This is a genomic window from Cryobacterium algoricola, assembly GCF_004402485.1.
Taxonomy (GTDB): domain Bacteria; phylum Actinomycetota; class Actinomycetes; order Actinomycetales; family Microbacteriaceae; genus Cryobacterium; species Cryobacterium algoricola.
Map to the genome: position 1 here is coordinate 178,213 of NZ_SOFG01000024.1, position 21,413 is coordinate 199,625.

General features: G+C 67.6%; 19 protein-coding genes and 1 pseudogene. 13 read left to right on the forward strand and 7 right to left on the reverse strand.

Features of this window, described 5'->3' with window-relative positions; translation table 11 throughout:
- Window positions 1–3: 3 nt before the first annotated feature.
- Both E3O44_RS17910 and E3O44_RS17915 read right to left on the reverse strand, forming a co-directional pair.
- On the reverse strand, window positions 4–831 hold the full coding sequence (locus E3O44_RS17910) for a hypothetical protein (protein WP_134536331.1): 828 nt from the start codon (window positions 829–831) through the stop codon (window positions 4–6).
- Window positions 831–1,223, reverse strand: coding sequence for an S-adenosylmethionine decarboxylase (locus tag E3O44_RS17915; RefSeq protein WP_198416012.1), 393 nt, complete (start codon window positions 1,221–1,223; stop codon window positions 831–833). The genes E3O44_RS17910 and E3O44_RS17915 overlap by 1 nt, the downstream gene beginning before the upstream one ends.
- A gap of 165 nt (window positions 1,224–1,388) precedes the next feature.
- On the opposite strand from E3O44_RS17915, the gene E3O44_RS17920 reads away from it, so the two are divergent.
- Genes E3O44_RS17920 through E3O44_RS17935 form a run of 4 tightly spaced genes read left to right on the forward strand, consistent with a single transcriptional unit; the run spans window position 1,389 to window position 4,395 of the window.
- The gene (locus tag E3O44_RS17920; RefSeq protein ID WP_134536332.1) at window positions 1,389–2,243 is read left to right on the forward strand and encodes a glycoside hydrolase family 25 domain-containing protein; all 855 of its coding nucleotides are present in this window, start codon (window positions 1,389–1,391) and stop codon (window positions 2,241–2,243) included.
- Window positions 2,244–2,303: 60 nt separating this feature from the next.
- Window positions 2,304–3,038 (forward strand): glutamine amidotransferase, encoded by a 735-nt coding sequence (locus E3O44_RS17925; RefSeq protein ID WP_134536334.1) that lies wholly within the window; start codon window positions 2,304–2,306, stop codon window positions 3,036–3,038.
- A 27-nt stretch (window positions 3,039–3,065) separates the two neighbouring features.
- Entirely contained in the window at window positions 3,066–3,875 is an 810-nt protein-coding gene (locus tag E3O44_RS17930) for a thymidylate synthase (RefSeq protein ID WP_134536335.1), read from the forward strand.
- Entirely contained in the window at window positions 3,865–4,395 is a 531-nt protein-coding gene (locus tag E3O44_RS17935; RefSeq protein ID WP_241976417.1) for a dihydrofolate reductase, read from the forward strand. The genes E3O44_RS17930 and E3O44_RS17935 overlap by 11 nt, the downstream gene beginning before the upstream one ends.
- A gap of 336 nt (window positions 4,396–4,731) precedes the next feature.
- Here the strand turns inward: E3O44_RS17935 and E3O44_RS17940 are convergent.
- Window positions 4,732–5,691, reverse strand: a pseudogene (locus E3O44_RS17940) (glycosyltransferase family 2 protein); the annotation flags it as partial.
- Between the two features lie 114 nt (window positions 5,692–5,805).
- On the reverse strand, window positions 5,806–5,952 hold the full coding sequence (locus E3O44_RS19350; protein WP_166792715.1) for a hypothetical protein: 147 nt from the start codon (window positions 5,950–5,952) through the stop codon (window positions 5,806–5,808).
- Here E3O44_RS19350 and E3O44_RS17945 point away from each other — a divergent pair.
- Window positions 5,937–7,691 carry an AMP-binding protein gene (locus E3O44_RS17945; RefSeq protein WP_134536337.1) on the forward strand — a complete coding sequence of 585 codons (1,755 nt, stop codon included), beginning with the start codon at window positions 5,937–5,939 and terminating at the stop codon, window positions 7,689–7,691. The genes E3O44_RS19350 and E3O44_RS17945 overlap by 16 nt on opposite strands.
- A gap of 56 nt (window positions 7,692–7,747) precedes the next feature.
- Here the strand turns inward: E3O44_RS17945 and E3O44_RS17950 are convergent, their stop codons facing one another.
- Complete coding sequence (locus E3O44_RS17950; protein WP_166792716.1) at window positions 7,748–9,241, reverse strand: maltokinase N-terminal cap-like domain-containing protein; 1,494 nt, start codon at window positions 9,239–9,241, stop codon at window positions 7,748–7,750.
- 199 nt (window positions 9,242–9,440) lie between these two features.
- Between E3O44_RS17950 and E3O44_RS17955 the strand changes: the two genes are divergently transcribed.
- The 4 genes from E3O44_RS17955 to E3O44_RS17970 all read left to right on the forward strand — a co-directional run bounded on the left by E3O44_RS17955 (window position 9,441) and on the right by E3O44_RS17970 (window position 13,724).
- Window positions 9,441–10,961 carry an ABC transporter permease gene (locus tag E3O44_RS17955; RefSeq protein ID WP_134536341.1) on the forward strand — a complete coding sequence of 507 codons (1,521 nt, stop codon included), beginning with the start codon at window positions 9,441–9,443 and terminating at the stop codon, window positions 10,959–10,961.
- Window positions 10,962–11,040: 79 nt separating this feature from the next.
- Window positions 11,041–11,727 (forward strand): ABC transporter ATP-binding protein, encoded by a 687-nt coding sequence (locus E3O44_RS17960; protein ID WP_134536343.1) that lies wholly within the window; start codon window positions 11,041–11,043, stop codon window positions 11,725–11,727.
- A gap of 60 nt (window positions 11,728–11,787) precedes the next feature.
- Window positions 11,788–13,050, forward strand: coding sequence for a nitroreductase family protein (locus E3O44_RS17965; RefSeq protein WP_134536345.1), 1,263 nt, complete (start codon window positions 11,788–11,790; stop codon window positions 13,048–13,050).
- Window positions 13,047–13,724, forward strand: coding sequence for a TetR/AcrR family transcriptional regulator (locus E3O44_RS17970; protein WP_134536347.1), 678 nt, complete (start codon window positions 13,047–13,049; stop codon window positions 13,722–13,724). Before E3O44_RS17965 ends, E3O44_RS17970 begins: the two co-directional genes overlap by 4 nt.
- On the opposite strand, the gene E3O44_RS17975 is transcribed toward E3O44_RS17970, so the two are convergent.
- The gene (locus E3O44_RS17975; RefSeq protein ID WP_134536349.1) at window positions 13,721–14,911 is read right to left on the reverse strand and encodes an MFS transporter; all 1,191 of its coding nucleotides are present in this window, start codon (window positions 14,909–14,911) and stop codon (window positions 13,721–13,723) included. The two genes, E3O44_RS17970 and E3O44_RS17975, sit on opposite strands and share 4 nt — an antisense overlap.
- A gap of 48 nt (window positions 14,912–14,959) precedes the next feature.
- Window positions 14,960–15,628, reverse strand: a complete 669-nt coding sequence (locus E3O44_RS17980; protein WP_134536351.1) for a GntR family transcriptional regulator — start codon at window positions 15,626–15,628, stop codon at window positions 14,960–14,962.
- Window positions 15,629–15,784: 156 nt separating this feature from the next.
- On the opposite strand from E3O44_RS17980, the gene E3O44_RS17985 reads away from it, so the two are divergent.
- The 4 genes from E3O44_RS17985 to E3O44_RS18000 all read left to right on the forward strand — a co-directional run bounded on the left by E3O44_RS17985 (window position 15,785) and on the right by E3O44_RS18000 (window position 21,362).
- A complete protein-coding gene (locus E3O44_RS17985) occupies window positions 15,785–17,173 on the forward strand; it encodes an FAD-binding oxidoreductase (protein ID WP_134536353.1) in 1,389 nt (462 codons plus the stop codon).
- A gap of 267 nt (window positions 17,174–17,440) precedes the next feature.
- Window positions 17,441–19,705 (forward strand): formate C-acetyltransferase, encoded by a 2,265-nt coding sequence (gene pflB, locus E3O44_RS17990; RefSeq protein ID WP_134536355.1) that lies wholly within the window; start codon window positions 17,441–17,443, stop codon window positions 19,703–19,705.
- A 94-nt stretch (window positions 19,706–19,799) separates the two neighbouring features.
- Window positions 19,800–20,666, forward strand: coding sequence for a pyruvate formate-lyase-activating protein (gene pflA / locus E3O44_RS17995; RefSeq protein ID WP_134536356.1), 867 nt, complete (start codon window positions 19,800–19,802; stop codon window positions 20,664–20,666).
- 204 nt (window positions 20,667–20,870) lie between these two features.
- A complete protein-coding gene (locus E3O44_RS18000; RefSeq protein WP_174774856.1) occupies window positions 20,871–21,362 on the forward strand; it encodes an aromatic ring-opening dioxygenase LigA in 492 nt (163 codons plus the stop codon).
- The last annotated feature ends 51 nt before the right edge of the window (window positions 21,363–21,413 follow it).

Here is a 21,413-nt window from a genome sequence, read left to right on the forward strand (position 1 = left end):
TCCTCAGGCGCCGGGCCGGGCGTCGAGGCTGATCGAGTCGTCTTCGGTGCCGTCGACGAGTCGTTGCAGGGCGTTGCGCACGAGCAGGCCACGCATGGTGTCCCGGTGCGCCCGCGCCTTCGGCAGGAAGTGCGGTACGTACCCGTAGACGGCGTGGCTCTTCTTCGATCCGAGGTACGGGCCAGGGGGAGTGTCCGCGAGCGGCACGAACGGGATTCCGAGGAAGTCCCGCATCTTGCGCAGTGGCCGGTCGTCGACGATCGACACGATGTGCTTGATGCTGTGCACGAGCGCGGAGAGGTACATGGCGCGGTAGAGCTGCACGCTCACCGCCGCTTCGCCGCGCCGGTAGTCGGGGAGGACCGCGACGGTGCCGATGTCCCAGATTTCCGTGGGATCGGTGATCGCGTGAAAGCGGAAGGCCTCATCGAGTTCCAGATTGAACGGTTCCCGGGCGGCATCGTTGAGGCTCTTGAGGCCGTGCTGGGAATCTTCGATGATCCGCAGCACTCCGCTCGGCGTGTGTGTCTCCCTGTCGATGGAGATGAAGAAGGTACTCGTTTCCTCGTACGCACCGTACTCGTCCGTCATCTCGGCGGCGTCGTTGCCGAACGTCGCCTCGAAGACGACACGTTCCACATGCCGGCCGACATTCGAGAACGGGCTCCGGCCGTCGACCTCGATCGCGACGAGTCGATAGTGCTCAGGAAGCTCCCGCGCGCGCTCAGCGAGCAGTCGAACGGTGAGTTCCTCGAGCTCAGAATCGCTCAGGTCATAGCGGGGGCTGAACACCTCGGCGCCGATCGCGGTATCGGTGTCGCGGGCCGGCACTAAAATTCCTTGTATTCGGCGGTGGCGCTGCCGAAGAAACCCTTGGTGTATTCGACGGCCACGAGGGGATCGAAGGGCTTGCAGGTGTAGATGTCGACACTGTAGAAGAGCACCGGCTGTTCCCACGCGTAGAAATGCGCTCCCGACGTTTCCCAGTGAGTCCACCCGGCCCAGCCGTACAGGTCGCTGCGATGCGTTACCGGTTCGATCAGTCCTTTCATGTCGAGTACCGGGGCAAGTCCTGACAGGTAGTCCACGATCTGGAGTGCGCTGATCGGTTCGGCGGGGTAGGCCTCGATGACCAGCCGCTGCCGGTAAATGGTTGGTGCAAGGTCGCGCATGAAAGCCATTCCCCCAGTGATGTGGTCCAGACCATGGGGAAGAGATTCCACGGCGGCAGCGTTTCATCAGGGCGACATTGGAACCTGAGACTGAGCGCTGCTGCCTCACTGTACGCCCCCCAGGCATCCATCGCGGTCAGTGGGCACCCGCGTCGGTGCGGAGGAGTTCCCGGTGGGGGCCTTTTCATTGCCATGATGCCGGGGCACACTGAGCGAATGCGCAGGCTTTCGGTGACGAGACACCCGGAAAAGGGGCCGGTCGCGCCCCCGGTTCTCGCGGTCGCGTTGCTGGTGACCCTTGCGGTGGGCGTTCCGCTCGCGGCCATTCAGGTGGCGGGAGCGATCCGGCCGGACCCGGCGTCGTCCGCTCCCGCCGGAGTCCCTACGGATGACCCGACGGATGACCCGACGGCGGTCCCCACGCCGGCTTCTACCGCAGGGACGCCAGCATCCCCGGTGCTCAGGGCGCTGGATTCGGACAACCCGATCTCCGATCCTGCCTGGTTCGTGCAGGCGTACGAGGCCGGGTTCCGGCTCTACATCCTCAGCGCTACCGAGTTCGGCAGCTGCACCCCACTCGCTCGCACCCAGGCGCAGCTCGCGATGGCGATCGACGCCGGCCTCGCGGTCGCCGCGTACACCAGGGATCCGCGCTGCTGGCGGGAGGGGATCGCGGCGACGGGCTCCTTCCGCATCCGGCTCCAGTTCTTTGCACTCGACATCGAGACGGGTGGCCCGCCGCTCACCCGCGACATGATCACGGGTGTGCAGTCCAGCGGGGTGCGTCCCGTCGTCTACACCGGCGCGCGAATGTGGGAGGACATCATGGGCAGGGAAACGACGGAGTATTCCGATGTCGCCCTCTGGGATGCCGTGCCCGTCGAGCCGGACTCGCCCGCCGTTCCCGGCCTCCCCGACGACCCCGCCGATCTCCTGTCGCCCGCGCCGATTTCCTTCGGCGGCTGGAACGCGCCCGGCAATCTCCGGGTCGGTGTCCAGCAGCATTTCGAACGGGTCTTCAACGGCGTCAACATCGATGTGAACACCTTCGCGACGTCGTTCCTGTACTGATCGGGAAGCGGGCACCGTACCGGGCACCGCACTGGGCACCGCACCGCGTATTATGGCGGCGTGAAGCCCTTCCTGCTCTTGGCCACCCGTCCGGAGGACGAAGCCGCCGACGACGAGTACGAGGGCTTCCTGAGCGCCGGCGGCCTGACCCCCGATGAGTTGCACCGGGTGAGGCTCGAGGCGGACCTGCTGCCCCCGATCCGTCTGGACGACTACTCCGGCGTCATCGTCGGAGGCAGTCCCTTCAACGCCGGCGACCCCGAGGCGACGAAGTCCGCCGTCCAGGTCCGCGTCGAAGCGGAACTCCAGCCGCTCCTCGATCTCGTCGTCGCCAGGGACTTCCCCTTCCTCGGAGCCTGTTACGGAATCGGACTGCTCACCGCCCATGGCGGAGGGGTCGTCGACGGCACGTGGCCGGAGGACGCAGGCCCGACCAGGGTGAGCCTGACCGGGGACGGGGCCGCGGACCCGCTGTTCGGCATCCTCGACCCCGACTTCGAGGCCTTCGTCGGGCACAAGGAGGCGTGCACGGTCCTCCCGCCCGGCGCCGTGCTCCTCGCCACCGGAGAGAACTGCCCGGTCCAGGCCTTCCGGGTCGGACGCAACGTCTACGCGACCCAATTCCACCCCGAACTCACCAATGCGAGCATCCTGACCCGCATCCGGATCTACCGCGACAACGGCTATTTCAAGCCGGATGCCCTGACCGAAGTCATCGCGAACATCACGGCGGCCACGGTCACGCAACCGGCGAACCTGATGCGGGCCTTCGTCCGGCGCTTCGGCACCGAATAAGCTGCGCCACCAAATAAACTGACACGAATGCCAACCTCACTCGCGACACCGTATGAAGACCTGCTTCGCCACACCCTGGCGACGGGCACCGCCAAAGCCGACCGGACCGGTACCGGAACCACGAGCATTTTCGGGGCACAGCTCCGCTTCGACCTCCGTGAGGGCTTTCCGCTCATCACGACGAAGCGCGTGCACTTCAAGTCCATCGCCTATGAACTTCTCTGGTTCCTGCGCGGCGAGAGCAACGTCGGATGGCTTCGGGAACACGGCGTCAGCATCTGGGACGAGTGGGCGTCGGAAACCGGAGAACTCGGTCCCGTCTACGGGGTGCAGTGGCGCTCCTGGCCCACCCCCGACGGCGGTCACATCGATCAGATCGCCCAGGTGATCGAGACCCTCAAGGCGGACCCCGATTCGCGGCGAATGATCGTGTCGGCCTGGAACGTCGCCGATATCCCGTCGATGGCGCTCGCGCCGTGCCACGCGCTCTTCCAGTTCTACGTCGCCGACGGCCGCCTCTCCTGCCAGCTCTACCAGCGCAGCGCCGATCTCTTCCTCGGCGTCCCCTTCAACATCGCGAGTTATGCGCTGCTGACCCACCTCGTCGCAGCGCAGGCCGGCCTCGAGGTCGGCGACTTCATCTGGACCGGCGGGGACTGTCACATCTACGACAACCACCGCGACCAGGTCGCCGAGCAGCTCACCCGCGCCCCGTATCCGCTCCCGACGCTCCGCATCACGGCCGAGCGGGCGAGCATCTTCGACTACCAATACGAGGACCTTGAGATCGTCGGCTACCAGCACCACCCCGCGATCAAGGCACCCGTTGCCGTCTGATCACGCTCCCGCGATCGCACTGATCTGGGCGCAGGCGCACGACGGGATCATCGGCGACGCCGGGTCGATCCCCTGGCACCTTCCCGAAGACCTCGCGCATTTCAAGGCCGTGACGGATGCCGCGACGGTCGTGATGGGACGGCGCACGTGGGACTCCCTCCCCGAACGATTCCGGCCGCTCCCCGGGCGACGGAACGTGGTCGTCACGCGGGATGCCGGCTGGGCCGCGGCCGGGGCGGAACGTGCGGTGTCGGTCGAGAAGGCCCTCTCCGGAGACACGGCATCCACCGAACCGGGGACGACGATCTGGGTGATCGGCGGAGGCGAGGTCTACCGCGAGGCCCTCGCCCGCGCCTCACGACTCGAGGTCACCGAGCTGGACCTTGCCGTGCCCGGCGACACGCGGGCCCCCGCTGTTGACGGGGAGTGGACGCGTGCCCACGCCTCGGAATGGATGGTCTCGCGGACCGGAATCCGGTATCGCTTTGTCGGGTACGAGCGGCCGGTTCCACAGCACTGACTCCTGGGTCAGCACCTGCGGGTCCACGATCGCGTGCGCCACAGTGCCGCGGCGTTCGGGGCTCGTCCAGCGGCCGCTCGACGGAGCCAGGAACGCCTGGGGCAGGGTCCCCAGGCAGATCGCCGCGTCGATCACGCGCACGAGGGGGAAAGCGAACCCGAGCAGCAGATAGCTCGGCCGCCGGGTGACGGCGACGACGAGAACGGTCAGCAGGTAGTCGGGCACGAGCACGCCGAGGAGGATCAGGGTCGGCGGAATCGCCTGTGTCAGCCGTGTGGCGATGCCGGACGGGTCCGTCGCGGTCGCCTCCCAGATGACCGCACCGAGCGACAGGATGAGCAGCGGCAGGAACAGCACCATCATCACGCTGCTCGTGACGAGTTCGAAGACGTGGAGCGCCAGCGCACCCCAGAACCAGCCGAGCCGGAATCCGTGGCGGCGCAGGGTCTGCCAGAACCCCAGGGTCCAACGCCGCAGCTGCCGGGTGTAGTCGCGGAGGTTGGCCGGGTCCTGGGTCGATGCTCTCGCGATCGCGGGGTGGAAGGCGATCCGGCCGAGCTTGCGCGCGTGCACCTCGAACGTCATGTTGAAGTCCTCGATCGCGAGTCCGGGGGGATCGATGTCGATGCTTGCGAGGACCTGGCTTCGATACATGCTCGCGAAACCGGGAACGATCGAGATCACGTTAGCGAGCCTGGCAGCCTGACCGTACTTGAGCAGGTACTGCACCATGACGTAGAAACGTTCCCGGTACGCGATCAGGAAGCGACCCATCATCGTCCCGGGAGGAGGATCCGCGATCGTCGACGCACACGCGGCAACCGCGACGACGGCGGGATCCTGGAAGCACGGCAGGCCGGTTCGGAGGTAGTCGGCGGCGAGGACCGTGTCCGCGTCGAGGAGGACCACAACGGGGAATCGGCGCGCCAGTTCGAAGCGGTCGATTGCGGCGACGAGCGCGCCGGCCTTGCCGTGATTCGACCCGAGTTCGAGGACGTTCGCACCGCTCGCCCTCGCGAGTTCCGCCGTCCGGTCGGCGGAGGCGTCCGAGACGACGAACACATGGCCGACGGGCACCTGGCTGGTCGCGGAAGCGATCGTCGCGGCGATCACCTGTTCCTCGTCGTGGGCGGCGATCAGGATCGCGACCTCGTCGGCGGAGATGAGCGGGTCCTCCGGCCGGTCGGGTGACCGGCGGTGAGTGCTCTCGACCACGGCACGGATGAGCCCGACCGTGGTCCACAGCAAGGTGTTGATTCCCACGACAAGAATGAAGATGAGGAAAAAGGTAAGCATCTGTGCCCCCGGGTGCAATCGAACGTCCCGCACTGGAACCGGAAACGCCACGTCGAGACTGTCGGTGTTGACCTGCACGAAGCTACCCGACGCTGGAGGGGACCGCTCGCTGCGTCACCCGGATGGGGCGACCCGTGTGGTTAACCACATCCGGGTGTGGGTTGCCCCCGGAACGGCCGCCCACTCGCCGAAGCCGCTGATGCTGCCGTTGTCGACGCTGCCGTTGTCGAGGCCGCCGCGGACGCATGCAGTTACAGGCATTCATTAGTGAGGATGATGGAGGAGTGACTTTTCCGACGAGTACCTCCAATTTTCGCGCCGCCCGCGACCAGCTGCTGCGCCTCTGGGACGGCCACGCCCGTGCCGCCGCCGAATTTCGCTGGCCGGATGTCGGCGCGTCGTTCAACTGGGCCGTCGACTGGTTCGACGTCATCGCGGAGGGCAACGACAATATCGCCCTGTGGATCGTCGAGGAGGACGGCCGCGAGCTGAAGGTCACCTTCGCGGAGATGTCCGCCCGCTCGAACCAGGTCGCGGCCTGGCTCACCCAGCAGGGTGTCGGCAAGGGCGATCACGTGATGCTCATGCTCGGCAACCAGGTCGAGCTCTGGGAACTCATGCTCGGCATCATGAAGATCGGCGCAGTCATCCTGCCGACCTCGACCGTTCTCGCCGCCGGCGACCTCGCGGATCGCGTGCGGCGCGGCGAGGTGGACTGCGTGATCGCGAACGCCGGCGACGCCGCCAAGTTCGCGGAGATCGACGGCGACTTCCGGCGCATCTGCGTGGGCGGCACGGTTCCCGGCTGGGCCCACTACGCCGACGCCGACCTGCTCCCGTCCGTCGCGGTTCCCGTGGCCGTCGGCTCCGACGACCCGTCACTCATCTACTTCACCTCCGGGACCACGAGCAAGCCCAAGATGGTCGTGCACACCCAGACCTCGTATCCCGTCGGCCACCTCTCCACGATGTACTGGCTCGGGCTTCGTCCCGGCGACGTGCACCTCGCCATCAGTTCACCCGGCTGGGGCAAGCACGCCTGGAGCAGCTTCTTCTCGCCGTGGATCGCCGAGGCCACGGTCTTCGTCTACAACTACGGCCGATTCGACCCGCAGGCGCTCACCGCCCAGCTGCATCGCGCCAAGGTCACGACGTTCTGTGCGCCTCCGACGGTCTGGCGCATGCTGATCCAGTCCGATGTGGGGGAGAAGCCGGTCGGCCTCCGCGAGATCCTCTCGGCGGGAGAACCGCTCAACCCCGAAGTGATCAGCCAGATCCAGCGGGCTTGGGGACTCACGATCCGCGACGGCTACGGCCAGACCGAGACGACGGCCATCGTCGGAAACGTGCCGGGGTCCGTCCTCAAGGCCGGGTCCATGGGCCTGCCCCTTCCCGGCGTCGCGATCACCCTCGTCGACCCGATCACGGGCGGTGTCGCCGACGAGGGCGAGATCTGCCTCGACCTCGCCGAACCCGCCGTCAACCTCATGGCCCGCTACCACGGCGACCCGGTCCGGACCGAGGCTGCCCTGCGGGACGGCTACTTCCACACGGGCGACGTCGCCACCCGTGACGACAACGGCTACATCACCTTCATCGGCCGTACGGACGACATCTTCAAGTCGTCCGACTACAAGGTTTCCCCGTTCGAGGTCGAGAGCGTGCTGCTCGAGCACCCCGCCGTCGCCGAGGCCGCGGTCGTGCCCGCCCCCGACGACACCCGCCTCAACATCGCCAAGGCGTACATCCACCTTGCGGCCGGCTGGGCGCCCGACAGCGCGACCGCTCTCGCCGTGCTGCGTCACGCCCGCAACGGGCTGCCGCCGTACATGCGGGTCCGGCGCATCGAGTTCTTCGAACTGCCCAAGACGAGCTCGGGAAAGATCCGCAGGGTCGAGCTGCGGGCACGCGAGAACGAAGCGGCGGATCAGCAGCTCCGGCTCCCCGACGAATGGCGCGACGACCAGTTCCCCGAGCTCAAGCGCTCACCGCGAAGCTGATCCATCCTTCCGCGAAAGCGGATGAATCGTCGTTCTGAGCTCGGCATACCGACGGCTCACCCGCTTTCGCGAACGGCGGAGGAGCGGGGGACGACGTCCTGGGACAGGAGGGCGTCGATCGCTGCGAGGGGGATCGGCAGCCAGTCTGGCCGGTTGAGCTTCTCGTAGACGGCCTCGTACAGGGCCTTGTCGAGTTCGAAGGCGTCCAGGAGCGGTCGCTGCTCGCCGAGGCTGCGGCCCGAGCGTTCGCTGTACCCGTCGAGGAAGGCTCGCCTGCAGGCGTCGGCCCACGCGGTGACGGCGCCCGTTCGCCCAGGCGCCTCGCGTGACACCGTTCCCGCCGCGTAGGAGAACGACCTCAGCATGCCGGCGACATCGCGCCAGGGCACATCGGCGCGGGTCCGGTCTTCGAGGGGGCTGAGCGGTTCGCCTTCGAAATCGACGAGCACCCAGCCTCGACCGGGAACGAGCAGGACCTGGCCGAGGTGCAGGTCGCCGTGGATTCGCTGCAACCTCGGCCAGGACGCCTCGGCAGCTGAGGCGAACACCGCCTCGATCGCCGGGGCGTACCGGTCGAGTGCAGGCACCTCCGCGACCGCGCGCCGGGCGCGGGCGCGCAGGCCGTCGATGACCGTGCCGACGATCTCAGCGGTCGGCTCCGCCGTCGGCATCGCGTGCGCGAGGTCGGCGTGGACTGCCGCGGTCGCGACGCCGAGGCTCCGCGCCCGGGCAGTGAAGTCCTCGTTTCTCCTCGCCGCATCGAGTACCACCCGCCAGGCGTCTTCGACACCGGGAAGGAACTCCTGGGCGAAAGCCAGGTGGCCGCGTGCGGTGCCATCCGCCGTGCGGGGGTCGGCCCAGTCCCCGACAACGCAGCCGACGGGGCGGGGAACGAAGTGCGAGCCGGCTCGGGCGAGTGTGGACTGCACGGTGACGTCGGGGTTGTCACCGTGGTGGAGCGCCCGGAAGACCTTGCAGATCACGGGGGCGAGAACCCGACCGTCAGGACCCGCGAGTTCGTAGATGATCGAGGTGTTGGACTGCTCGCCCCTGAGCACATGACTCGACACGACGGTCGGCTCGACGCCGTCGGCTCCGGATTCGCTGCCACCGGATTCGCTGCCACCGGGGAGGGGAGTGGGCAGGAGCTCGCCGTGCGCGACGGAGCCTCCATCCGGACCGGGTGCGGACCTGCCCCCGCGCAGCATCAGCAAGAGCAGCGCCCGGGCGTATGCCGGATCGGCGGGGGCGTCGTAGACGAACCGTCTCCGCCCGTCCGCTCCGGTCAGGATCGTGATGAGGGCCGCCTCGGCTCCCGGGAGCGCAACATCGCGCTCGGTTACGGGAAGCTGGTAGACGGTCCGGCGCGGGTCACCGGCATCGAGGACGCAATCGGTGCGGATCAGGACCCCCGGTTCGCCGGAGGGCAGCGACCAGCAGCCCACGCGAGAGAGCTCCACCGGGCGACCCGTGTCCGCGAACCAGCGCTGGCGGGCGGCCCAGGAACTCACATCGGTGGGCAGTGCGGATCCGAGGCCATTCCCAGTCATGCCGCCAGCGTACGCCAGCGGCAGAGTCTGGTCCGCAGACATCGTGATGAGCTTGGAAATTACTGTGCCCAGCCGATGTCCGTGAGCCAGAACCATCGTTTGACGGCGTATTCACAGCACAGTGATAGCGTCCGGCAAGCGCGGATCCCTAGCTTCGATCCCGGTGGGCCCCACGAAGAGTCCCCGGAACCGGAGACTCATGTTCTACACCTACCTGCGCCGGGAACTTGCGGGCCGTCGCAAGCAGACCGCGATCGTCGCGATCGGCATGGCCCTCGCCATCGCCCTGGTCATCATCGTCAACTCGGTGTCGAGCGGGGTCCAGCTCGCCCAGGCATCCGTTCTCGAGTCCGTCTACGGTGTCGGCACCGACATCACCGTGAGCCAGGCACCCGCGGCCGCCGCGACGCCGGGCACAGGTAACGGCGCCCCGCAGCGCTTCGATTTCGGTTCGGCGGACGGCGCCGCCGCCGACGGGACCACCACGATCAGCCGCAGCCGCCTCACCGCTGAACGCGGGACGGAGACCTTCGCCTCGACCGGCCTGGACACCGTTCGTGCCGTCCCCAACGTCAGCGCGGCGGCGGCGACGCTCCTGCTGAGCAACTCCACGTTCAGCGGAGCCCTCCCGACCCGCACGGAGCCGGGCGCGACCCGGCCGTCGACCGGCCAGGGCGCGCAGACGCCGCCGACCGGCGGTCCTGACGGTGCAGGCGGAAGCTCGTTCAGTGTCGACTCCTTCACCGTGCTCGGCCTGAACCCGGCCGACGCGGCCGTCGGCCCGCTGTCGGCCGTCGCCCTCACCGAGGGGCGCTCCCTCGCGAGCACGGATGCCGGCGCTCACGTCGCCGTCCTCGACTCGAGCTATGCGACGACCGCGTCCCTCGCCGTCGGCGGCACGGTCGCGATCGCGGGCACCGACTTCAGCATCGTCGGTCTCGTCTCCGCTGCGACCGCGGACAGTGCCACGGCAGCCAACGTCTACATTCCGCTCGACGTCGCCCAGACCCTCGCGGCCCTGCCCGGTCAGGTGTCCAACATCTACGTGCAGGCAGCGTCGTCGACGGACATCGGCCAGGTCCAGGCGGACATCGCGACGGCGCTTCCCGCCGCGACCGTCAAGACCCAGGCGGACCTCGCGTCGAGCGTGTCCGGTTCGCTCGCGAGCGCATCGAGCCTCGTCTCCAACCTCGGGTTGTGGCTCTCCCTAATCGTTCTCGCTGCCGCGTTCCTGATCGCAATCCTCTTCACCATCTCCGGGGTCACCCGGCGCACCCGCGAATTCGGCACCCTCAAGGCGATCGGGTGGTCCAACGGCCGGATCGTGCGCCAGGTCGGCGGCGAATCGCTCGTGCAGGGCCTGATCGGCGGCGTCGTCGGCATCGTGGTCGGACTCGCCGGGATCCTCGTGATCAACATCATCGCCCCGACCCTGACCGCAGGGGCCTCGACGGCCGCGCAGGTGGCTGGCCGCGGAGCAAGGGCCGCCGGCGGCGCGGGAGGTGCCGGCGGCGCGGGCTTCGGCCCGGGTGGCGGCGGATTCGGTGCAGCGACCCAGGCGGCCGCCCAGTCGAACATCGTCCTGACGGCGCCCGTCACGGTATCCGTGATCCTGATTGCGGTCGGACTCGCCGTCCTCGGCGGCCTGCTCGCCGGAGTGATCGGCGGATGGCGGGCGTCCCGGCTCCGGCCGGCGGAGGCGCTGCGCAGCATCGCGTAGCACTGCCGCCGGCGCGGCACTGCCGGCGCCCTTCGGCCCTCCCGTTTTTTCACTTTCAGCTTCCAGAAGGAACCAGACCATGTACCAGCTGACGAATGTCACCAAGAAGTATGACCAGGGCAAGCGCTCGGTCACCGCGCTGCAGGGCGTCACCGTGTCGATCCCCGACGGCCAGATGGTCGCGATCCAGGGGCCGACCGGCGGCGGCAAATCGACCCTCCTGCAGATGCTCGGAGCACTCGACCGGCCGAGTTCCGGTTCCGTGGTCTTCGAGACGGAGCACCTCGGGAGTTCGGACCTGTCGAGCCTCGGGGATTCTCAGCTCGGTCGTATCCGTGCGACGGAGATCGGCTTCGTGTTCCAGGGCTTCAACCTGATCCCCACGCTGACCGCGCAGGAGAACGTCGAGACCGCGCTCGCCCCGCTCGGCGGGACGAGCGCCGCGCGCCGCGAGCGCTCGGCGGCGGCCCTCGAGGCCGTCGGCCTCGGCGATCGACTCGGCCACCTTCCTGCGGAACTGTCCGGCGGCCAGCAGCAGCGGGTCGCGATCGCCAGGGCCCTCGTCAAAGACCCGACCGTGCTCCTGGCCGATGAGCCGACCGGCAACCTCGACGAGGAGACCAGGGACGAGATCATGGACCTGCTCGAGGGACTCTGGCGGGCGCAGGGTCTCACCCTGATCGTGGTCACCCACGACAGCGCAGTGGCCAAACGCGCCCAGCGTCGCCTGCACATCAAGGCCGGACGGCTCACCGAACTTGCGTGAGCGCCGGGCCGGCCGACCTCTGGGGTGGACAAAGATTAGAGTAAAGACTCTAATTGAAGCATGGCCACCGATAGAACACCCCAGAACGGCACGCACGAACCGAACGGACGGACGTCGACCCGGCGTTCGTTCCTCAAGGTTGCCGGAATCGGCGTGGGGTCCGTCGTGATCGCGGGCGCCGCCGGACTGACCTGGCGCGCGGTCGACGGCGGCGTGTTCGCGAGCGGGACCGGAGAGGCCTTCGCCGCGTGGGCACAGGCCGGTCCGGAGGCGCATGACGCCCTCGGGCTCGTGCGGGCCGCCGTGCTCGCCGCGAACGCGCACAACGCCCAGCCCTGGCAGTTCCGGGTGACCGACAACCGGATCGACGTCTTCGCGGACACGACCAGGAACCTCGGGACGATGGACCCGCTGCTCCGGGAGATGGATGTCTCGCTCGGGTGCGCGATCGAGAACATCGTCCTCGCGGCGCCCGCGAACGGGAAGACGACCACCGTCACCCTGCTGCCGGACCCCGCCGACCCCGCGCACGTCGCGCGGATCGACCTTGAGACGGCGGAGGCATCAGTCTCGCCGCTGTTCACCGCGATCGCATCCAGACACACCGACCGTAACGCCTATGACCTCACGCGGCCGGTGAGCGCCGCGGAGCTCACGAAACTCAGCGGCATCGCCGCTGCGGAACCCGCCGAAGCAGGGCGCGCCGAAACGGGCGACACCGCACTCGTCGGCGCCGAACTCGTCTGGTTCTCGGCTCCCGCGGAAAGGGACGCATTCGGCGACCTGACCGTGCGAGCGACCGAGGCGATCATCGCGGACCCGCAGCAGGTCGCGGACGACGCCGCCTGGTACCGCACCGGCTGGCACGAGATCCAGTCGAAGAAGGACGGCATCACGATCGACCCGTCCGGGCAGTCGGAATTCATCAGGGCGGTTTCGAAGGTCGTCCCCGTTTCGACGGCCCAGAACAACGCCGGCTGGCTCACCGGCACCAGGGACAGCCAGGTCCCGACGGCGGCCGCCTTTGGAGCGCTCGTCGTGCGCGACCCGCTCGACACTGGCCAGCGCCTCGCGGTCGGACGCGCCTGGCAGCGCCTGCACCTGAGCATGACGGTCGACGGACTCCGCGCCCAGCCGCTCTGCCAGGTTCCGGAACGGATCGACAGGGAACGCTCGACGGGCCTCACCCCGGACTTCGGCCAGGCGATGGCCGCGCTGCTGCCCGCCGGCCGCCACGCGATCATGACCTTCCGGATCGGGTACCCGACCGCGGAGGCGCTGCCGAGCCCACGGCGGCCGGCACGGGAGGTGGTGCTCTCATGAGCCGTGTCCCGACGACGGTAACCGCTGAGGAGACCAGGTCCAGGATCCTCGCCGTCGCCCTCGACCTCTTCAACGAACGCGGGCCCTCCGCCGTGACCACCAACGCGATCGCGGCCGCCGCGGGAATCAGCCCGGGCAACCTGTACTACTGGTTCGGCGGCAAGGACGAGATCGTGCGCGAGCTGCACGCCAGTCTCGTGGCGGCCTATGAGACGCTCTGGGGGGCATCCGCTGCCGGAGAAGGGGACGCGCCCGAGCTTCACGAGTCCGAACGCCTCGAGCCGGAACGCCTCGACCCTGAGCAGGTGTTCGACCGCCTCGGGGCCGGCGCCGCGTTGACACGGAAGTACGCGTTCCTGGCCCGTGACCTCTTCGGGCTGCTGCACGCGGACCCCGTGCTCGCCGAACAGTACCGGCACGTGCGCGCCCGGCGCCTCGTCAGGTTCAGCGAGATCGCCCGCGGCTGGCGCGAACACGGCGAGATCATCCCGCTCGGCGATCCGGAGCTCGGTGACCTCGTTCGGGCGCTCTGGATCCTCGCCGAATCCTGGTTCGCATTCGAGGAGCTCGACGGAGCGGACTCCGGTGGGACGACGGATTCCGCGGGCGGGACGCGCTATCTGCGCGCGGTGCTCACGCCTTACCTCAGCGCTCGGCCGCCCAGGAAGGGCTAGACGCGGCGGATGCCCCAGGCCACGACGGCCAGGGACGCGGCGCAGACGACACCGAGGAGGGACATCAGCAGGGTGTAACTTGCGACGGCGTTGAGTGCCGCGAAGAGGACCGGCAGCAGGAACCCCAGGTAGGTGAGGCTGTAGTAGACGCCGGTGATACCGGCGAGGTCGGCGGGGGTGGAGATGCGCTGCACCTCGACGAGGCCGGCGACGACGCACACTCCGTACGCGGCGCCGAGCATGATCGCCGTGACGAGGGCCACGATCGGGGACAGGGTCGCCGCGGCGCAGATGGAGAGCAGGATGCCGACGAGCATCATGCCCATGCCGACGACGAGTGCCCGCCCGTTGGTGAGCTCGTTGATCCGGGCGACCTGCGGCTGGACCAGGGCCCCCGTGCCGAGGGTGACGACCGTGAGCAGGGTGGCATATGCGAGGTTGAACTCGCCGAGCTGGGTGTCCACGAGCTTCGGCATGATCGCGTACGCGATCCCGGCGGCACCGAAGACCCAGGGCGCCGACGGGGCGATGACCCGCAGGAAGCGGCGGTGCCCTGCGAGCGGAACCGCGAGGTCACGCCAGAACGGGCGGTGTGCGCGGTAACGCGGCACGGTCTCCGGCGCGGTGACCAGGAGCGGCAGCACGGCAACGCTCAGTACGATGTGGACGAGGTACGGGGCGAGTGTCGGCATCGGCCCCCACTGGGCGAGTGCACCGGCGACCCCGGCGCCGAGCCCGAAGCCGATGGTGAGGGTCAGCGCCGGGCGCCGGGCGCCCGCAACCGAGTCGGCCTGCCTGTCGAACGGCTGCGCGGAGAGTTCCTTCAGCCACGCGGTTCCGACCGACATCGCGACGCCGACGCTCAGTCCGGCCAGGAAGCGGCCGACACAGAGCATGACCGTGCTCGAAAATCCGAAACCGAGGAGGATGCTGGCCACGAGTCCCGTGATCACGCCCGCGATCACGAGCGGCCGGCGTCCGTACCGGTCCGAGAGCGCCCCGGCGATGAGGAGCCCGGGGATCAGCCCGACGACGTATGCCCCGAGGAAGACATCCGCCATCACGGTCGTGTAGTGGCCGAGCGCTTCGTACATGTGCAGCAACGGGGTGAAGTGGTTGCCGCCCCAGGCCATGACGAAGATGGCGGGTGCTGCGCGGAGCCAGGCGGGGATGGTGCGGGGAATCATCGGACTTTCGGAATGCGATCGAAGGTAAGTGTGGGCAGTTGGCGGTGGTCAGTGGTTGAGCGGTGTGAAGTGCCCGGCCTCGACGTGTTCGCGGAGGGCGCGGTCGTACGCCCCGGTGTCTCCGCTGGACACGTGACCGGCCAGGGTCCGGTGCTCGGCGAGGAGGCGCTCGAGGTTGCGGGGGTCGCGGGAGGCGACGCGGTGGGTGAGGCGTTCGAGGCTCGGGCCGAGCTGGGCGTAGAAGCCGTCGATCACCCGGTTGCGGTTCTCGTCCACGATCCGGGAGTGGAACCGGTGGTCGGCCCTGGCGAAGGTGAGCAGGTCGCCGCTCGCCGCGGCATCCGCCTGGATCCCGATCAGGGCGGCTAGGTCGGTGTCCACCGCAGCGGTCCCGCCCTGGCGTTCGCTCAGTAGTCGGACCGCTGTCGTCTCGAGCATGATGCGCACCTGGAGCAGCTCCGCGGTCTCCGCCTCGTCGAGCGCGGTGACGACGGCCCCCTTCTTCGGGAAGAGCCGGATCAGGCCGCGCGCCTCGAGTGCGAGGAAGGCCTCCCGCACCGGGGTGCGGCTGAGCGCGAGGGCGGCGGCGATCTCGCCCTCGGTCAGGAAGGAACTCGCGGGGAGAGCCCCGGAGATGATCAGGTCCGCGACATGCGTGTACGCCCGCTCGACGGCGGACGCCCCGGCCGGCGGGAGGGAGGCTGATTCGGTCGGCATACCCCCAGCCTAGCCATAGATACATCAATAACTACAAGTCGGCTACGGAATATGCCGCCGAATATACTGGGCAAACGCCCCGATTGAGGCACACCCACCGCCGGGCCGCGGGCCACTGCCCGGTGCCGGCTCGTCCACTCTGACCCAGAGGCCCCCGTGACTGAAACGCTTTCCCCGCAGACGATCCTCGAAGAACTCGCCGGAGTGCTGCCGCAGGCGCAGCTCGTGACCGGCCAGGCGACCGAGGCGTATCTCACGGACCAGTCGGACGGCACCGCCGCGGGGGAGCCCCTCGCCGTCGTGTTCCCCAAGAGCACCGCCGAGGTTGCGGCGATCGTCACCCTCGCGGCGGCCAACGGCATTCCGCTCGTGCCCCAGGGCGCCCGCACCGGCCTCGCCGGAGGTGCGAACTCGATCACCGGCGCCATTGTCGTGAACCTCACCCGGATGAACCGGATCGTCTCCGTCGACACGGCGGACCAGACCGCGACGGTCGAGGCCGGAGTGCGCACGTACGCTCTGGCCAGGGCCGCCGCGGCCGCCGGTCTCTTCTACCCGCCGGACCCGGGCTCCTGGAAGGGTTCGACGATCGGCGGCAACGTCGCCACCAACGCCGGCGGGATGCTGTGCGTCAAGTACGGCGTGACGGGCAACTTCGTGCGCCGCCTCACGGTCGTCCTCGCAGACGGGTCCATCGTGCACACAGGGCAGCGCACCATCAAGGGTGTCGCGGGCTACAACCTGACGGCCCTCCTCGTCGGCTCGGAGGGAACCCTCGGCATCATCACCGAGATCACGGTCGGGCTGCTGCCTGCGCCCGCGCCTGCCTCCGGCGTCTCCGCGACCTTCTCGACCACAGCGGAGGCCCTCGCCGCCGCCGCGTTGATCGTCACGAACAACCGGCGCCCGAGCGTCCTCGAGTTCCTCGACGGATCCTGCATCACCGCGATCAACGCCTTCGACCCCGCGTCGACCCTCCCGGAGGGTGCGGCAGCGCTGCTCCTCGTGCAGTCGGATGCCGCGGGGCAGGCCGACGATGACGTCGCCGAATACGCGCGCATCCTCGAGGCCGGGGGAGCGGGCGAGATCGTCATCGCCAACGACCCTGCGCACCTCGACCAGCTGATGAGCGCGCGCCGCCTCCTCCAGCCGGCCCTGCAGGCAGCGCGGGGTGCGAGCCTCAACGAGGACGTGACCGTTCCGCGCTCCCAGCTGCAGGCGCTCCTGTCCGGGCTTCAGGAGATTTCCCGCGAACTCTTGATTCCGATCAGCACGGGTGGACACCTCGGCGACGGAAACCTGCACCCGGTGATCGGGTTCGACCCCGACCTGCCCGCGGAGGTCGACGCCGCCCATCGTGCCTTCAAACGGGTGATCCAGCTCGCTGTCACGCTCGGTGGCTCCGCGTCTGGAGAGCACGGGATCGGCCTGCTCAAGCAGGCGCACCTCGACGACGAACTCGGCCTCGCCGTGCGGGAGTTGCAGCGCCGCGTCAAGCTCGCCTTCGACCCCGCAAGCCTGCTGAACCCCGGAAAAAAGCTCTGACGCGCAGGTTCGAGAATTCTCAGGATCGTCACTCTCAGCACTGGTTTACCGGGGTTTGACTGTGCTAGGCGAGTCCTTTTAAACGCGCGGGCGAGAGACGCGGCAGGACAACCCCCCGACCGGGCCTTGGCGGGGAGTAGTGTTGGAAAAAGAGAGCGGACCACGGTGCATCGAAGCACGTCTGGCGCCTCGTGTCCCCCGCTCGATACCCCGAGCGCGGGATCTTCCGCGGCGGGAAAGCTCAATCCCACGAGGAGAGTAGTCCACATGACAATTACAGAGGGCGTCCTCAGCGGCGACACTTCGATGCAGCACGGCAAGGCGGAATTCGTTTCCGGGCCGTGGCAGGATTCGATTAACCTTCGCGATTTCATTCAGCGCAATTACACGCCGTATATCGGCGATGCGTCCTTCCTGGCCGGGCCGACCGCCCGCACCACGGGAGTCTGGGCCAAGTTGTCCGCGATGTTCCCCGAGGAACGTCGTAAGGGCGTCTACGACATCGACGCCTTCACGCCGTCATCCATTACAGCCCACAAGCCGGGTTACATCGACAAGGACAATGAAGTCATCGTCGGCCTCCAGACGGATGCGCCGCTCAAGCGTGCGATCATGCCGTTCGGCGGATGGCGCATGGTCGTCAACTCCCTCGAGACCTACGGCTACCCCGTCTCTCCCGAGCTCGAGAAGATCTTCACCGACTACCGCAAGACCCACAACACCGCCGTGTTCGACGTCTACCCTCCCGGTGTGCGTCGCGCTCGCAACAGCCACCTGATCACCGGTCTTCCGGATGCCTACGGCCGTGGCCGTATCATCGGCGACTACCGTCGTGTCGCCCTCTACGGCGTCGACGCACTGATCGCCGGCAAGAAGAACGACCGCGCCGAGCTCGACATGGAGCCCTCGACCGAGGACATCATCCGCGCCCGCGAGGAAAACTCGGAGCAGATCCGGGCCCTCAAGGAACTCGTCCAGATGGCCGCGTCCTACGGCTCCGACATCTCCAAGCCGGCCCAGACCGCCCAGGAAGCCGTTCAGTGGCTGTACTTCGCGTACCTCGGCGCCGTCAAGGAACAGAACGGCGCAGCAATGTCGTTCGGCCGTAACTCGGCCTTCCTCGACGCATACATCGAGCGCGACCTCGCCGACGGCACCATCACCGAAGAAGGCGCACAGGAGCTCATCGATGACCTCGTCATCAAGCTCCGCATCGTGCGCTTCCTGCGTACCCCCGAATACGACGAGATCTTCGCCGGCGACCCGACCTGGGTCACCGAGTCCCTCGGCGGCATCGGTGAAGACGGTCGCCCGCTCGTCACCAAGACGGCGTTCCGTTTCCTCCAGACGCTGTACAACATCGGCGCAGCACCCGAGCCGAACCTCACCGTCCTCTGGAACGACGGCCTTCCCGATGGCTTCAAGCGCTTCTGCGCCCAGGTCTCCATCGACACGTCGGCGATCCAGTACGAGTCCGACGACCTCATCCGCGCCGAGCTCGGCGACGACGCTGCGATCGCCTGCTGCGTCTCCCCGATGCGCGTCGGCAAGCAGATGCAGTTCTTCGGTGCCCGGGTCAACGCCGTCAAGGCGCTGCTCTACTCGATCAACGGCGGCAAGGACGAGGTTTCCGGCAAGCAGGTCGCCCCGGCCACCGCGCCGAACCTCGACACGATCCTCGACTACGACACCGTCTTTGCGAATTACCTCGTCACGCTCGAGTGGCTCGCCGAGACCTACGTCACCGCGCTGAACTGCATCCACTACATGCACGACAAGTACGCGTACGAGCGTCTCGAAATGGCACTCCACGACAAGGAAATCGTTCGCACGATGGCCTGTGGCATCGCCGGCCTGAGCGTTGTCGCCGACTCCCTGTCCGCGATCAAGTACGCCAAGGTGCGTCCGGTCCGCGACGACAACGGACTCGTCATCGACTACACGATCGAGGGCGAATTCCCGAAGTTCGGTAACGACGACGACAAGGTCGACTCCATTGCGATCGATGTCATGGAACGCTTCATGAACATGATCCGCAAGCACCCGACCTACCGCAACGCCATCCACACCCAGTCGATCCTGACGATCACGTCCAACGTGGTCTACGGCAAGGCCACCGGCAACACGCCCGATGGCCGTCGCAAGGGTGAGCCGTTCGCTCCGGGTGCAAACCCGATGAACGGCCGCGACACGCACGGTATGCTCGCGTCGGCGCTCAGCGTCGCCAAGCTCCCGTTCAGCCAGGCGCAGGACGGCATCTCGCTCACGAACACGGTCGTCCCCAGTGGCCTCGGTCACACCAAGGACGAGCAGATCACGAGCCTCGTCGGACTCATTGACGCGTACACGGAAGCCACCGGCTACCACATCAACGTCAACGTGCTCAACAAGGAAACCCTCGAAGACGCCATGCTGCACCCGGAGAACTACCCGCAGCTGACGATTCGCGTCTCCGGCTACGCGGTCAACTTCGTGCGCCTCACCCGCGAACAGCAGATGGACGTCATCAGCCGTACGTTCCACCAGCACTGATCCCGATCAGTACTGATCACCACCAGCACCACGCTTCACCAGCACTGAATATCCACCGATAACAAATGGCGGCGACGCTGAGTAGGACGAGAATATGCCCGCAGTAAACCTCGGCCTACCCAGCGTCGGCCCCGCCGTCGCTCTGGTCGCACTGGAGAACGGCAAGACCCCCAGCACCGAACAGGCAGAACTTGCCGAACTCCACCACCTCGAGATGGCCGCCATTCACAATGGTTCCGTCGCGAGCGTCCATTCGTGGGAGCTCGTCACGGCCGTGGACGGCCCCGGAACCCGGATGACCCTGTTCCTGTCCGGGTGCCTGTTGCGCTGCCAGTATTGCCACAACCCGGACACCTGGAAGATGCGCGACGGGTTGATCACCACCCTCGACGACCTGGTCACGCGCCTCAAGCGTTACAAGGGCGTCTTCGACGCCACCGGGGGAGGCCTCACCATCTCCGGCGGAGAGCCGCTCATGCAGCCGGCCTTCGTGGAGCGCATCTTCGAGGAATGCCACAAGCTCGGCATCCACACCACCCTCGACACCTCGGGGTTCCTCGGTAAGAGCGCCTCCGAGACCTTGCTCGACAACCTCGACCTCGTGCTTCTGGACGTCAAGTCCGGGCTTCACGAGACGTACAAAGAGGTCACCGGGCGCGAACTCCAGCCGACCCTCGATTTCGGCGATCGCCTGGCGGAAAAGGGGATCCCCGTCTGGGCCCGCTTCGTGCTCGTCCCCGGACTCACCGATGCCGTCGACAACGTCGACGCCGTCGCGGACATCGTGGCTCGCTGGCCGAACGTCGAGCGCGTGGAAGTGCTCCCGTTCCACCAGATGGGCGAGGACAAGTGGGACCGCCTGGAGATCCCGTACCCGCTGCACGGCGCGACGCCCCCCGACAAGGAGTTGCTGGAGCGCGTGCGGGAGCAATTCCGCTCGAGAGGCCTGACCGTCTTCTAGGCGGAACCGGCACTGAAACCGGCCCCCGCACGCTCAGAAAGGCGCGGCATCCCACGGATGCCGCGCCTTTCGTGCGTCACGATGAAAACGTTTACCACCAATGTTGCAATCAGCCGAGAAAATGTGATGAATGCGCTTTCATTACTGGCAGACTGGTAGGTAACACGAGTGTCACGACAGGCGCGACACCAGGAAAGGTATCTCATGACAACCGCTACGACAACGGCTGCCCAGCCCCTGATCGCCGGTTCCGGCCAGGCGCGTATTCTTCGGATTATCGGCCTCCTTGGCATTATCGGTGGACTCGTTATGCTCCTCGTCGGCGGCGTCGTCTGGGGCACCGTCAGCAGCCAGCTGGCCGGCGAGAAGATTACAGTCGCAGCCGACGCATCGTTCCTCGCCGGAACGACCGTCGACAACCCCCTCTCCGCCCTCGCGCAGGCGAACATCATTAACCACCACGCCATGGAGGCCTCCGGCGGCAAGACGTACGCCGAGCTCGCCCAGGACGACAAGGTGCGCCCGACGGTTATGACCGCGTCGCTGCTGCGCGCCTCGCTCTTCACCTCGATCGTCGCCTTCGGCGTCTCCTTCTTCGCCATGGGCCTCGGCATCCTCGTCGGCCTGTTCGGCTGGGCGATCTTCGTCCTCACGCCGCACGCTTCGAAGAAGACCGCGGTTCCCGCAGTCGCCTAATTGAGGAGCACCCGGTAACACCCGGCAGTACAACGGGCCTCGCGGCACTCG

Coding starts and splice junctions, on each gene's coding strand:
- E3O44_RS17920 (WP_134536332.1), top strand. CDS start 1,389: ATGCGCAGGCTTTCGGTGACGAGACACCCGGAAAAGGGGCCGGTCGCG.
- E3O44_RS17930 (WP_134536335.1), top strand. CDS start 3,066: ATGCCAACCTCACTCGCGACACCGTATGAAGACCTGCTTCGCCACACC.
- E3O44_RS17945 (WP_134536337.1), top strand. CDS start 5,937: ATGCAGTTACAGGCATTCATTAGTGAGGATGATGGAGGAGTGACTTTT.
- E3O44_RS19350 (WP_166792715.1), bottom strand. CDS start 5,952: ATGCCTGTAACTGCATGCGTCCGCGGCGGCCTCGACAACGGCAGCGTC.
- E3O44_RS17950 (WP_166792716.1), bottom strand. CDS start 9,241: ATGACTGGGAATGGCCTCGGATCCGCACTGCCCACCGATGTGAGTTCC.
- E3O44_RS17955 (WP_134536341.1), top strand. CDS start 9,441: ATGTTCTACACCTACCTGCGCCGGGAACTTGCGGGCCGTCGCAAGCAG.
- E3O44_RS17960 (WP_134536343.1), top strand. CDS start 11,041: ATGTACCAGCTGACGAATGTCACCAAGAAGTATGACCAGGGCAAGCGC.
- E3O44_RS17965 (WP_134536345.1), top strand. CDS start 11,788: ATGGCCACCGATAGAACACCCCAGAACGGCACGCACGAACCGAACGGA.
- E3O44_RS17970 (WP_134536347.1), top strand. CDS start 13,047: ATGAGCCGTGTCCCGACGACGGTAACCGCTGAGGAGACCAGGTCCAGG.
- E3O44_RS17975 (WP_134536349.1), bottom strand. CDS start 14,911: ATGATTCCCCGCACCATCCCCGCCTGGCTCCGCGCAGCACCCGCCATC.
- E3O44_RS17980 (WP_134536351.1), bottom strand. CDS start 15,628: ATGCCGACCGAATCAGCCTCCCTCCCGCCGGCCGGGGCGTCCGCCGTC.
- pflB (WP_134536355.1), top strand. CDS start 17,441: ATGACAATTACAGAGGGCGTCCTCAGCGGCGACACTTCGATGCAGCAC.
- pflA (WP_134536356.1), top strand. CDS start 19,800: ATGCCCGCAGTAAACCTCGGCCTACCCAGCGTCGGCCCCGCCGTCGCT.
- E3O44_RS18000 (WP_174774856.1), top strand. CDS start 20,871: ATGACAACCGCTACGACAACGGCTGCCCAGCCCCTGATCGCCGGTTCC.